Origin of the sequence: Streptomyces sp. NPDC046909, from assembly GCF_040644695.1 — a bacterium.
Taxonomy (GTDB): Bacteria; Actinomycetota; Actinomycetes; order Streptomycetales; family Streptomycetaceae; genus Streptomyces.
This window is the reverse complement of sequence record NZ_JBEYXC010000002.1, coordinates 260,792-273,103: the sequence shown is the minus strand read 5'-3', so window position 1 is coordinate 273,103 and position 12,312 is coordinate 260,792. Positions and strand designations below refer to the sequence as shown.

Here is a 12,312-nt window from a genome sequence, read left to right as displayed (position 1 = left end):
TGAGAATGGTGTTCTCAAGCGGCAGCGGCGGTTGCCGGCTCGGCGTGCAGCCGGTCGCTAGCTCAGGGTGAAGCCCTTCGCGCAGAACTCCCAGATCTCGTCCGCCGTGATCGGGTGCGAACCCGCCTGGCCGCTGGACTGCGCGTTGAACATGACGGTCTGCATGGTCAGGGCGGCTACCCGGCGCGGCTTGAAGCCAGGGCGCAGCAGGCCGGCCTCCTCCAGGTCCGTCATCAGATCGGTGAGGAGAGCGAGCAGCGGGGCGTTCGCGACCCGCATCTCGTTGGGGTGCGAGACCAGCAGGCGCAGTGCGAAGTCGGTGAACAGCGGGCGCTTGGCGGCCGGGTCGGGGCAGGAGTTCTCGAAGAGGGTCTGCACCGCGATCTTCAGGCGGTCCAGCGGGCTCGACTGCTCGGCCGCGGCGGTGCGCAGCTGCTCGGCCGACTTGCTCATGGCGTCCTCGAACAGAGCGAGCAGCAGTTCGTGCTTGCCGTCGAAGTGCTGGTAGAAGCTGCGCAGCGACTGCTTGGAACGGTCGACGACCTCCTGCACGGTGAAGTCGGTGGTGCCCTTCTCCGCCATGATCGCCTGGGCCGCGTCGAGGAACCGCTCCACCCGCTGCTCGGCCCGGCGCTTCGCGGCCTGGGTGGAACGCTCGACCGCACGCTGCTTCCAGGCCGGTTCTTCGGTCGGGGTGCTCAAGGGCTGGTCCGCCTTCTGTGCCATGGGGAGAACTTTACTGCAGTGTAGCGACAACAGGCCTGCGGCCAGGTTGGACGCCTGTGAGGGCTTTCGTGAGACTCTTAATTTCTCTCAGTGAGAATGTTATTCTCGCGCCGAGGAGGCCCCCATGCTGTTGGAGTTCGATGCCGAGCAGAGGCTGTGGCAGGACACCGTGCACAAGGCCGTACTGAAGGAGTGCCCACCGGCCCTGATCCGCCGGATCTCCGACGAGGGCGCCGACCCCGATCCGCTCTGGCGCGTCTACGCCGACCTCGGCTGGACCGAACTGACGGACCCGGCGGACGCCGTCGAGCTGGCGATCGTCCTGGAGGAACTGGGCCGCGCCACCGACCCCACGCCCTACCTCGCGACGATGACCCAGTTCGCCCCGCTCGCCCCGGAGTTCACCGGGCCGGGCCGCTCCGGCACCGCCGTGTACTCCGGGGTCACCGCCCGCGCGGACCACGGCGACTGGGTCCTGGACGGCGTCGCCCGCCACGTCCTGGACGGCGACCGGGCCGAACAGCTGGCCGTGGTGACCGCCGGAGGCGTGTTCGTCGTCCCCGCCGACGCGGTGACCGCCGTACGGTCCCCCGTCTTCGACCCCGTCCTGCACATCGCCGACGTCCTGTTCGACCACGTACGCGTCCCCGCCCGCGCCCGGTCCGCCGCCGACCCCGAACGTGCCCGCCACCACGCCCTGACCGGCCTCGCCCTGACCATGGTCGGCGCCTGCCGACGCGCCCTCGACCTGGTCCTCGACCACGCCCGCACCCGGCACCAGTTCGGCGCCCCCATCGGCTCCTTCCAGGCCGTGCAGCACAAGGCGGCCGATATGCACGTGGCCGTCGAACGCGCCCGCGCCCTCGGCTACTTCGCGGCGCTGACGATCGCCGAGGACGATCCACGGCGGCGGCTCGCCGCGTCCATGGCCAAGGCCGCGGCCGGTGAGTGCCAAGCCCTGGTGTTCCGGCACGCCGTGCAGCTGTTCGGGGCGATGGGACACACCTGGGAGAACGACCTCCAGTTCGCGATCAAACGGGCCAAGGCGGGCGAGCTGCTGCTGGGCGGTGCCGCCGAGCACCGGGCGCTGATAGCCGAGGAGTGCCATGCGACTGACCTTTGACCCCGACGTCGAGGCCTTCCGCGCCGAGTTCGCGGCGTTCCTGGAGGCCCACCTCCCCACGGAGGCCGAGGCCGGCGAGCGCTCCCGTTCCACGGGACATCTGCCCGAGTGGGCGCGGAGCTGGCAGCGCCTCCAGTTCGACGAGGGCTGGCTGCTGCCGGGCAACCCGCCGGAGTTCGGGGGCCGCAACGCGACCGTCATCCAGCAATACGTCCACATGGAGGAGCTGGCCCGGCGCCGTATCTTCCACAGCTTCAACCCGCAGGGCGTCGGCATCATCGCCGCCTCGCTGCTCACCTTCGGCACCGAGGAACAGAAGCGCCGCTGGGCCGTGCCCATCCTGCGCGCCGAACTCACCGCGGCCCTCGGCATGAGCGAGCCCGGCGCGGGATCCGACCTCGCCTCCCTGCGCACCCGCGCCGAACCGAGGGGCGACCACTTCCTCGTCAACGGCCAGAAGGTGTGGACCTCCGGCGCCCATGACGCCGACGTCCTGCTCACCTTCGTCCGCACCGACCCGGACGCCCCGAAGCACAAGGGCATCAGCGTCCTGCTGATCCCGACGGACAGCCCGGGCCTGACCCGCCGCCCCTTCGCCTCGTACACCAACCCCGAGGACAAGGACTTCAACGAGGTCTTCTTCGAGGACGTACGGGTGCCGGTGGAGAACCTGGTCGGGCCGCTGAACGAGGGCTGGCGGGTCGCGAACGGCTCCCTCGGCCACGAGCGCACCCTGATGTGGGTGAGCGAGGCCGAACGGCTCGGCGACATCGTGCGCGACTTCCGGCCCACCGGCCCCCTGGAGAAGGACTGGTACGCCACCCTGGTCATGGACGTCCAGGCGCTCCGCCTCCTCGGCTCGGCCGCCCTCTCCCGCGCCGCCCGCGGCGAACAGGACGTACCGGCCCTCTCGGTGCTGAAGGTCTTCGGCTCGGAGGCCTCGCAACGCGCCCTGGAGAAGGTCCTGGAGGCCGCAGGGCCCGACGGTCTGATCCATCCGGCGACCACGGCACCGGCGTACCACATGACCTACGACGACAACTTCGCCAGCTGGTTCCACCGCTACGCCCGCAGCTTCGGCGCGACCATCGCCGGCGGGACGTCCGAGATCCAGCGCACCATCATCGCCGAGCGCGTACTCGGCCTGCCCCGACGCTGAGGAGCCGCCGTGCACATCCTGTACGAGGTGAAGGACCGTATCGCGACCATCACCCTGAACCGGCCCGAGGTCGCCAACGCCCAGAACATGGCCCTCCTCGACGAACTCGACGCGGCGTGGACGCGGGCCGCGGAGGACGAGGAGGCCAAGGTCGTCGTCCTGCGCGCGGAGGGCAGGCACTTCTCCGCCGGCCACGACCTCAAGGACCGCTGGCCCGCCCCGAACGAGATCACCCTGGAGTGGATCTACCGCGCGGAGACCCGCCGCTACCTCGAATACACCCTGCGCTGGCGGAACGTACCGAAACCGACGATCGCCGCGGTGCAGGGGCGCTGTATAGCGGGCGGCCTGATGCTGTGCTGGCCCTGCGATCTGATCGTCGCGTCGGAGGACGCGCTGTTCTCCGACCCGGTGGTGACGATGGGCATCGGTGGCGTCGAATACCACGGCCACACCTGGGAGTTGGGGCCGAGGAAGGCGAAGGAGATCCTGTTCACCGGCCGCCCGCTCACCGCCGGGGAGGCGGAGAAGGTGGGCATGGTCAACCGGGTGGTGGCGCGGGACCAGTTGGACGCCGAGACCCGCGAACTCGCCGAACAGATAGCGAAGATGCCGGCGTTCGGCCTGCGGCAGGCGAAGCGGGCCGTCAATCAGACACAGGACGTCCAGGGCTTCTATGCGGCCATCCAGTCGGTGTTCGACGTTCACCAGACCGGGCACGGCAATGCGTTGAGCGTGAGCGGCTATCCGATCCTGGCGAAGCTGGACGAGATGAAGGAGAAACTGCGCTAGAGCTGAACCAGCCTCGGGGTTGCCCCCTCCGCCCGCAACCTCGCCCCCGCCTCCCGCGTCAACTCCCGTGCGCTGCCCAGCAGTCCGTCCAGAACCAGGGCCCGGCGCACATGGCAGTGCAGGGGGTGCTCGGCGGTGAAGCCGATTCCGCCCAGGACCTGCTGGCAGTGGCGGGCCGCCGTCAGTGCCGCCTCGCCCGCCGCCGCCTTCGCCAGGAGGGAGCCGAAGGGGTCGGTGGCGGCGACGAGGGTGGCTTCCGCGCCTTCCAGCGCCACCAAGGTCTCCGCGAGGCGGTGGCGTACCGCCTGGAAGGCCCCCAGGGGGCGGCCGAACTGGACCCTGTCGAGGGCGTGCGTCCGGGCGAGGGTCAGCATGGCCCGACCGGTGCCGAGCAGCCACCAGCCGAGGGCGCGGCGGCCCATGGCGAGGGGGAGCGGGTCACCTGAGGGGACGGTGCGCAGGGGCAGTTCGGGGTCGATCCCCGACCCCTCTCCGGCGTGATCCCACACCACCCACCTCCCGCCCGTGTACGGCAACGGGGGTGTGCCACCGCCCATCACGTCGTTGAGCAGTGAGGCGTGTGCTCCGGTCTCGCCGAGCAGGCCGAAGACCGTGCGGATCGCCAACTCCGGGTATTCGGCGAGGAGTTCGTGCCAGCCCAGTTCCGTCAGGGCTGCGTCCAGCGCCGGGCCCGACGTCGTCATGGTCTTGCGGAAGGTCTCTGTGAGCAGTTCCGACTCCGCCGCGTCCACGCCTCACTCCTTACCCAGGTCCAGCAACCGCCGCGCGATGATGTTCCGTTGGATCTCCGCCGTACCGCCGTAGATCGTGGCCGCACGCGAGTACAGGTACTCCGAGCGCCACGGCGAGTCCGTCAGCTCCAGCACTCCCGGCAGCAGGTCGCGTGCCGTGTCGAAGAGGCACTGTTCCGCCGTGGCCAGCAGCACCTTGTCGACGGAGGTCTCCGGGCCGAGCCTGGCCCCCTCGGCGAGCCGTCGCTGTGTGGCGTGGGAGCGGCAGCGGACCGTGTGGAGGGCGAGATACGCGGCGCCCAGCGCGGCGTCTTCGGGCTCCGAGGTCTCCTCCAGGAGGCGGTCCAGGCGGGTGTACAAGTGGGCCACGCGATGCCAGAAACAGGTCGAGCGTTCATGCGGGAGCAGGTCCATCGCCAGGCGCCAGCCGTCGCCGGGGCGGCCCAGCATCCGGTCGGCGGGGACGACCACGTCGTCGAAGAAGACCTCCGCGAACTCGTCGACGCCGTGCATCGTGCGCAGCGGGCGGACCGTGATGCCCTGGGTGTCCATGTCGACGAAGAAGGCGGTGATGCCGTCGTGGCCGGGTGCGGTGCGGGTGAGCAGGACGCAGCGGGCCGCGTACTGGGCGAGGCTCGTCCAGACCTTCTGCCCGTTGACCCGCCAGGTGCCGTCGTCCTGGAGGACCGCGCGGGTCGTCAGTGACGCCAGATCGCTTCCCGAGCCCGGTTCGGAGAAACCCTGGCACCACTGCTCGTCCCCGTTCAGGAGCAACGGGACCATGTCGGCGGCCAGTTCGGGAGGGGCGTACGCGATCAGTGTCGGGACGAGGACCTCGACCATCGAGTAGATGCCGGGCTCGGCCAGGCCGCGGGTGGCGACCTCCTCGCCGAGGACCGCGCGGAACACGGCCGGCCCGCCGAGCCCCCTCACCCCGGCGGGCCAGCCGTGGCGCATCCAGCCCGCGTCGAACAGGGCCTTGCGGACGCGCCCGAGTTGGGCGACCTGGGCGTCGAGCGAGTGGTCGGGGCCGGGGGAGAGGTCGTGCGTGTCGAGCCAGTCCCGCAGGGCGGTGCGGAACTCCTCGACGGTCGCGAAGGCGGTCATACGGCCGGGCGGTCGAAGGCGTGCGGACGGCCCGAGTCGTGGGCGCCGCTGCGGCGGATGAAGGTCATGGCGCGGGTGCGCAGCCGCCAGCCGTTCGGCGTGCGGACGTAGGTGTCGTTGTAGTAGCCGATGCGCAGGTCGTGCGTGGCGTGGTCGACGAAACAGAGGGGCTGGGTGCCGTTCGCCGTGTCCTCGCCCGTCTTCTCCACGAGTGGCGTCCCCGTGAGGAACAGGCCCTTCGGTGCCGCCGCGACCAGTGCCGGGAACTCCGTCAGGGGGTAGGTGTCGCCGAAGGCGCTGTAGGTGCCGTCGGGGGTGAAGACCGTGAGCAGGCCGTCGATGTCGCCGCGGGTGATGGTCACCGCGTAGCGGGCGAGGAGCTGCTGGATCTCCACGAGGTCGTCAGTGGTCATGGCCCTTCTTCTCCGTTCTCCTCCGAGGACTCCTCCGCGCCGGGCTGTACGCCGAACGTGTTGAACGCCATCGCCATCACGGCGTACGCCCCGACCGTGAACACCAGGTCCATCCGCTGGCGTTCGTCGAGGTGCTCGCCGAGCGCGTCCCACGTGCTGTCGGAGAGGGTGGAGCGCTCCTCCAGCTCCTCGACCGCCGCGAGGACCAGGTTGTCCAGCGGATCGTCCGCCTTGCCGCGCCCCGCCGCCTCGATCTCCGCCTCCGTCAGACCCGCCTCGCGCGCCAGTTTCGTGTGGTGGGCCCACTCGTAGGCGCACTCCCGGCGCGCCGCCACCCGCAGGGTCGCCACCTCGCGGACCCGGGGCGGCAGCGTCGAACGGAACAGGATGTAGACGCTGAAGGAGAGGAACGCCTGCGCGAGGTCGGGATGGCGGGCCAGCCTGGACATCGCCGGGCCGGCGCCCCGCTCGTTGCGCAGCCTCCTGGGGAGCAGCCCGGAGAGCGCCTCGCGGGTCCGGTCGTCCCACTCGTCGTCCGGCAGCGGGGGAAGGCGCATCTCCGTAACTCCCTTGGACTGGGGTGAGAATGGCATTCTCTCCGTACGGGCTGAAGGTTTCCATGGGGGCTGCGGGGGCGTCAACCATCAGGTACGGAGCTTGGCGAAGTCCCAACTCACGATCTTCTCGGGGCGGATCCTGAGCCACGCGTGCCGTCCGTCGTACTGGAAGGCCCGCCCGCCCGCGTACTTCTCCGCGAACAGCCGCTCAGGGGCCGCTAGTTCGTCGAGCGGCTCGCCCTTGCGCGGGACCTCGCCCACGACCTGCGCGCTTCCCAGCAGCTCCACGCCCCGCAGCCGCAGGAAGTCGAAGCCGCCGTCGTCGACGAGCACACTGATGTCGGGACGGTTGCCGATGTCAGCCCATCGTCGGCTCTTTGTCAGGGAGTTGAGCCACAATGCGGTCCCGTCCCACACGAACCACAGCGCGCTGGTGTGCGGGCGGCCGTCCGGCCCCGCCGTCGCGACCCGGCACACCGGCTGGGCGCGCAGAAAGGCGTCCCGCTCCTCGTCGGTCATGGCGATCTTCGTGCCCCTGCGTTGACCGGGCATGATTCCTCCCGCTCTTCGATGAATGCCTAATTCTCGTGCACGGATGGTTGCTTCTCCTCTAGTGAGAAGCTACTTTCCACCGCAGGCAGGGACGTGGCAAGCGGGCCCCTGCGTCACCCGGAAGAGATGGGGAGCCGTGAGTCTTTTCCATGAGGACCGGCTGTTGATCGACGGTGAACTCGTCCACGCGGGACGCGGCTTCGAGACCCTCGATCCGTCCACCGGAAAGGTGCTGGGCACCGCCTCCGACGCGCGCGCCGAGCATGTCGAGGCGGCCGTCGCCGCGGCCCGCCGGGCCTTCGACACCACCGACTGGGCGCGCGACCGCGCCCTGCGGCTGCGCTGTCTGCGCCGGCTCCACCAGGCGCTGACCGAGCACCGCGAGGAACTGCGCGAGCTGACCATCGCGGAGGTGGGCGCACCCCGCTCACTGACCCACGGCACCCAGCTCGACGAGCCGATCGAGCTGGTCAAGTGGTACGCCGACCTGCTGGAGCGCTACGAGTTCCGCGAAGAGCTCCCCTTACTGGAGAGCAGGGGCCGCCCGCACCGCCGCTGGGTGGAGAAGGAGGCGGCCGGGGTGGTCGCCGCGATCCTGCCGTACAACTTCCCCAACCAGCTGGCCCTCGCCAAGCTCGCCCCCGCCCTCGCCGCCGGCTGCACGGTCGTCCTCAAGGGAGCGCCCGACACCCCGTGGACCACGCTCGCCCTCGGCCGGATCATCGCCGAGGAGACCGGCATCCCGGCCGGCGTCGTCAACGTACTGACCTCGTCGGGCCCCGAGACCGGCGAGCTGCTCACCGCCCACCCCGGCGTCGACATGGTCACCTTCACCGGCTCCACCCCGGTCGGCCGGGCCGTCATGGCGGCCGCCTCGGCCACCCTGAAGAAGGTGTTCCTGGAACTCGGCGGCAAGTCGGCGATGCTCGTCCTCGACGACGCCGACTTCGCTCAGGCCGCCATGTTCGCCGCCTTCACCGTCTGCACCCACGCCGGACAGGGCTGCGGCATCACCTCACGGCTCCTGGTCCCGCGCGCCCGGCACGACGAGGCGGTCCAGCTGGTCACCGCGATGCTCGGCCGGGTGACGTACGGCGACCCGTCGGACCCGGCGACCCACATGGGCCCGCTGATCAGCGAACGGCAGCGGACCAAGGTGCACGGCCTGGTCGAACGTGCCGTCGCCGCCGGAGCCACCCTGGTCACCGGCGGTCGGCCCGCCGAGCGCGAGGGCTTCTTCTACGAGCCGACGCTCCTCGCCGACGTCGACCCGGCCTCCGAGATCGCCCAGGAGGAGATCTTCGGACCGGTGCTCGTCGTCATCCCGTACGACGACGAGGACGACGCCGTCCGGATCGCCAACGACTCCGTGTACGGCCTGTCCGGCGCGGTGCTCAGTGCCGACGACGAGCGGGCGATCAACGTGGCGCGGCGGATCCGCAGTGGCAGTTTCAGCATCAACGGGGGCATGTTCTTCGGCCCCGACGCCCCGTTCGGCGGCTACAAGCAGTCGGGCATCGGGCGGGAGATGGGTGTGGCGGGGCTGGAGGAATTCCTTGAGCTCAAGACGTTCGGCGTGCCGGCGCAGTAGCCGGGGACGGCACCTTGGAGGAGACCCCGTGAGAGTCCACGCGATCCCCGCCGCCCTGACGGCGGCCGTACTGCTCACCGTCGCCGGATGCGGCGGCCACGAAGACACCGCAGAGTCCGACGGCGGCGACGGCTCACCCACCGAAGCCGCACAGCAGGCGGCGTCCGGCGACTTCGGCGACCTGAAGGGCGTCTGCGGCGCAGGCGCGGCGAAGAGCTCGCCCGCGCAGGGCGTCACCGCCGACCAGATCGAGGTGGGTGTCTTCACCGACCTCGGCTTCACCAAGAAGTCCGAGTTCGTGGACGCCGCGAAGGTGTTCACCTCCTGGTGCAACGCGGCCGGCGGCATCAACGGCCGCAAGCTCGTCGCCACCACCCACGACACCAAGCTGATGGAGGTCCGCCAGCGCATGCTGGAGGCCTGCAAGGAGGACTTCGCGCTGGTCGGCGGTGGTGCGGCCCTGGACGCCCTCGGCGTCAAGGACCGCCTGGAGTGCACACTCCCCGACTTCCCCGCACAGGTCAGCCAGCTCCAGAACAACGGATCCGACCTCCAGCTCAACCCGACCGGCGGCGCCTCCTACAACCGCTACGCGGGCTACTACAACTGGCTCCTCAAAGAGGGTTACCCGGGCTCGGCGAAGGCCGTCGGCACCATCGGCGGCGACTCCCCGGTCACCAAGGTCATCAACGCCGAGGCACAGGAAGGCCTCCAGGCCGCCGGCGCGAAGATCATCTACAAGGACCTCTACCCCGCCACGGGCGTCTCCGACTGGACCCCGTACGCCCAGTCCATCAAGAGCAAGGGCGTCAAGGGCCTCATCTTCAACGGCGACTTCGTCCAGCTGTCCAAGCTGGAACAGGTCCTGACCGGCATGAACTACAAGCTCGACTGGATCGACGCCAACAACAACTCCTACGGCCCCGCCTTCCTCCAACTCGCGGGCTCCTCCCTCGACTTCCAGAACAACCTGGCCGACCTGGGCGGCGTGTACCCGCTGGAGAAGGCCGCCGGCAACCCGGCGACCCAGCAAGTGCTCGACCTGTTCAAGAAGTACGCCCCCGAGGCCCAGGTCACCCTGCCCGCCGTGCGCGGTTTCGCGGCCTGGCTGCTGTTCGCCAAGTCCGCCAAGAGCTGCGGCGACGCCCTCACCCGCACCTGCGTCTACGAGACGGCCCGCAAGGAGTCCGCGTGGAGCGGCGGCGGCCTGCTCGCCCCGGTCGACCTGACCACCTCCGACGCCGCGCTGACCTGCTTCAACATCGAGAAGGCCACCTCCAAGGGCTGGGAGCCGGCCGACTTCCAGCCGGACAGCGGCGCCTACCGCTGTGATGCCCCCGCCTACAAGTTCAAGGGGAACTACGGCAAGCCCCTCACCCTCGCCGACGTCGGCAAGAGCATGAGCGATGTGAAGTGACGTGAGCTGATGGAACAGTTCCTCACCTTCGGGATCGTCGGGCTGAGCACCGCCGCCATCTACGCGGTGATCGGCAGCGGACTGGTGCTCACCTACGTCACCACCGGCGTGTTCAACTTCGCGCACGGGGCGGCGGGCATGCTGGCGGCCTTCTGCTACTGGCAGTTCACCGTCGGCTGGGGGTGGCCGGTACCGGTCGCCCTGGCCCTGGTGCTGCTCGTGCTCGCCCCGGGCTTCGGCCTCGCCGTGGAACGGGTCCTGATGCGGCCCGTGCAACGCCTCGGCGAGGCCGAACGGCTGGTGATGACGGTGGCGCTGCTCAGCGGCGCCATCGCCGCCGCCCGCTGGATCTGGGACCCCAACGTCCCCCGCCCGCTCGGGGTGTTCTTCGCCGACCGCACCCCCTTCCACCTCGGCCCGGCCACCGTCACCTGGCACCAGGCCCTCACCATGACCGTCGCCGTGGCGGTCGCCGCGGGCCTCTGGTTCCTCCTCAACCGCACCCGCACCGGCGCCGAGATGCGGGCCACGGTCGACGACCGCGCCCTGGTCCAGCTGACCGGCGCCGACCCGGTCCGCGCCAGCCGCGTCGCCTGGATCCTCGGCACCCAACTCGCCGCGGTCGGCGGCATCCTGATCGCCCCGACCGTCGCCCTCGACGCCTCCCAGCTCTCCCTGCTGATCGTCAGCGCCTACACCGCCGCCGTCTTCGGGCGGCTGCGCAGCCTGCCGCTCACCTTCGCCGGCGCGATCGTCGTCGGCTGCCTGGAGAGCTACCTCACCGGCTACCTCCCGCAGAACGACTACCTGCCCGGCCTGCGCCTGGCGGCCCCCGCCCTGCTGCTCTTCCTCGCCCTGCTGGTCTTCCGGCACCCCCGCCTGCGCGGCCGGGACCGCCAGCTGGTCCCCGTACCGGCACCCACCCTGCGCGGCACGGCCGTCTTCGCCCTGGCGACCGTCGTGTTCGCGCTCGTCCTCGCCACCACGCTGGGCCAGGCAGACCTCGTCACCTACGGCCCGATCTTCTCCCTCGGCATCGTCGCCCTCTCCTATGTCCCCCTCGCCGGGTACGCCGGACAGATCTCCCTGTGCCAGCTGAGCATGGCCGGCATCGGCGCCGTCGTCTGGGGACACCTCGGCGCACACGGCGAGCTGTGGGCCCTGGTCGCGGCGATCGCGGTGTCGGCGGCGGCCGGGGCGCTCATCGCCGTGCCCGCGCTGCGGTTCTCCGGCGTCTATCTCGCCCTCGGCACGGCGGCGTTCGCGGTCGTCCTCGACCGCTGGATCTTCACCCTGCCCTCCTTCGAGGTGCTCGGCGTGCGCATCGCGCTCTTCGACCAGGGCTCGGTGGAGATGACCGGCCCCAGCCTCCTCGGCCAACACCTTGACTCCGAGGCCGAGTTGATGGTCCTGGCCGCGATCTGCCTCGGCCTCGCCTCCCTCGGTGTGGCCCGCCTGCGCCGCAGCGGCTTCGGACGCCGACTCATCGCCCTACGGGACAGCGAGGCGGCCTACGCCACACTCGGCGGCAACCTCCTGGTCACCAAGGTGCTGGTGTTCTCCCTCTCGGCGGGCATCGCCGGACTGGGCGGCGCGCTCTACGGCATGCAGCAACGCTCCATCACCGCCGAGCAGTTCAACCTCATCGCCGGACTGCCCCTCTTCCTGGTCGCCGTCATCGGCGGCCTCGGCGCGGTCGGCAACGGCCTCTTCGCCGGCACCGCCTTCGTCGGCCCCAACCTCCTGATCGGCCTGGCCTCCTGGACCCAGAACATCGTCAGCGTCCTGCCCGCCCTGGCCGGCATGGGCCTCGGCCACAGCCCCCAGGGCATCATCAGCCGGTTCCGCCAGGACTGGGAGCCCCTCGGCCGCGACCGCGTCGCCCTGCCCGCACTCCTCGGCGGCCTGGCGCTCGGCTGGGTCCTGAGACTGACCGACGCCATCAACGGCTGGACGTTCCTGCTCGGTTCACTCGCCCTCGCCTACGCCCTGCGCGCCTGTGCCGCCGCCCGCCGGGCCCCGAAGACCGATCTGGACGTCCCGGTCGAGTGGTGGGGCGTACGACGGCCCTGGCGACCGCAGGACGGGGAGGTGCTGGCCCGTGCCACTGCTCGAAGTTAGCG

The 12,312-nt window shown here is 70.5% G+C and carries 12 protein-coding genes; 6 read left to right on the top strand and 6 right to left on the bottom strand.

What is annotated here, in order from left to right:
- Window positions 1-57: 57 nt before the first annotated feature.
- Complete coding sequence (locus tag ABZ928_RS05435) at window positions 58-726, bottom strand: TetR/AcrR family transcriptional regulator (protein ID WP_361515181.1); 669 nt, start codon at window positions 724-726, stop codon at window positions 58-60.
- A 124-nt stretch (window positions 727-850) separates the two neighbouring features.
- Here ABZ928_RS05435 and ABZ928_RS05430 point away from each other — a divergent pair, with 124 nt between their 5' ends.
- Genes ABZ928_RS05430 through ABZ928_RS05420 form a run of 3 tightly spaced genes read left to right on the top strand, consistent with a single transcriptional unit; the run spans window position 851 to window position 3,800 of the window.
- Window positions 851-1,849, top strand: a complete 999-nt coding sequence (locus ABZ928_RS05430; protein ID WP_361515180.1) for an acyl-CoA dehydrogenase family protein — start codon at window positions 851-853, stop codon at window positions 1,847-1,849.
- Window positions 1,833-3,008 carry an acyl-CoA dehydrogenase family protein gene (locus tag ABZ928_RS05425; protein ID WP_361515179.1) on the top strand — a complete coding sequence of 392 codons (1,176 nt, stop codon included), beginning with the start codon at window positions 1,833-1,835 and terminating at the stop codon, window positions 3,006-3,008. Before ABZ928_RS05430 ends, ABZ928_RS05425 begins: the two co-directional genes overlap by 17 nt.
- Window positions 3,009-3,017: 9 nt before the next feature.
- Complete coding sequence (locus ABZ928_RS05420) at window positions 3,018-3,800, top strand: enoyl-CoA hydratase (protein ID WP_361515178.1); 783 nt, start codon at window positions 3,018-3,020, stop codon at window positions 3,798-3,800.
- On the opposite strand, the gene ABZ928_RS05415 is transcribed toward ABZ928_RS05420, so the two are convergent.
- From ABZ928_RS05415 to ABZ928_RS05395, 5 genes are all read right to left on the bottom strand, one after another.
- Entirely contained in the window at window positions 3,797-4,552 is a 756-nt protein-coding gene (locus ABZ928_RS05415; RefSeq protein ID WP_361515177.1) for an acyl-CoA dehydrogenase family protein, read from the bottom strand. The genes ABZ928_RS05420 and ABZ928_RS05415 overlap by 4 nt on opposite strands.
- A gap of 3 nt (window positions 4,553-4,555) precedes the next feature.
- A complete protein-coding gene (locus ABZ928_RS05410; RefSeq protein ID WP_361515176.1) occupies window positions 4,556-5,659 on the bottom strand; it encodes an acyl-CoA dehydrogenase family protein in 1,104 nt (367 codons plus the stop codon).
- Complete coding sequence (locus ABZ928_RS05405; RefSeq protein WP_361515175.1) at window positions 5,656-6,072, bottom strand: nuclear transport factor 2 family protein; 417 nt, start codon at window positions 6,070-6,072, stop codon at window positions 5,656-5,658. Before ABZ928_RS05405 ends, ABZ928_RS05410 begins: the two co-directional genes overlap by 4 nt.
- On the bottom strand, window positions 6,069-6,629 hold the full coding sequence (locus tag ABZ928_RS05400; protein WP_361515174.1) for a carboxymuconolactone decarboxylase family protein: 561 nt from the start codon (window positions 6,627-6,629) through the stop codon (window positions 6,069-6,071). The genes ABZ928_RS05405 and ABZ928_RS05400 overlap by 4 nt, the downstream gene beginning before the upstream one ends.
- Window positions 6,630-6,716: 87 nt before the next feature.
- Window positions 6,717-7,181, bottom strand: a complete 465-nt coding sequence (locus tag ABZ928_RS05395; protein ID WP_361515173.1) for a pyridoxamine 5'-phosphate oxidase family protein — start codon at window positions 7,179-7,181, stop codon at window positions 6,717-6,719.
- A 136-nt stretch (window positions 7,182-7,317) separates the two neighbouring features.
- On the opposite strand from ABZ928_RS05395, the gene ABZ928_RS05390 reads away from it, so the two are divergent.
- The 3 genes from ABZ928_RS05390 to ABZ928_RS05380 are packed head-to-tail and all read left to right on the top strand — an operon-like array spanning window position 7,318 to window position 12,310.
- Entirely contained in the window at window positions 7,318-8,772 is a 1,455-nt protein-coding gene (locus ABZ928_RS05390) for an aldehyde dehydrogenase family protein (RefSeq protein ID WP_361515172.1), read from the top strand.
- A gap of 28 nt (window positions 8,773-8,800) precedes the next feature.
- Window positions 8,801-10,189 carry an ABC transporter substrate-binding protein gene (locus ABZ928_RS05385; RefSeq protein WP_361515171.1) on the top strand — a complete coding sequence of 463 codons (1,389 nt, stop codon included), beginning with the start codon at window positions 8,801-8,803 and terminating at the stop codon, window positions 10,187-10,189.
- 9 nt (window positions 10,190-10,198) lie between these two features.
- A complete protein-coding gene (locus tag ABZ928_RS05380; protein WP_361515170.1) occupies window positions 10,199-12,310 on the top strand; it encodes an ABC transporter permease in 2,112 nt (703 codons plus the stop codon).
- Window positions 12,311-12,312 lie beyond the last annotated feature (2 nt).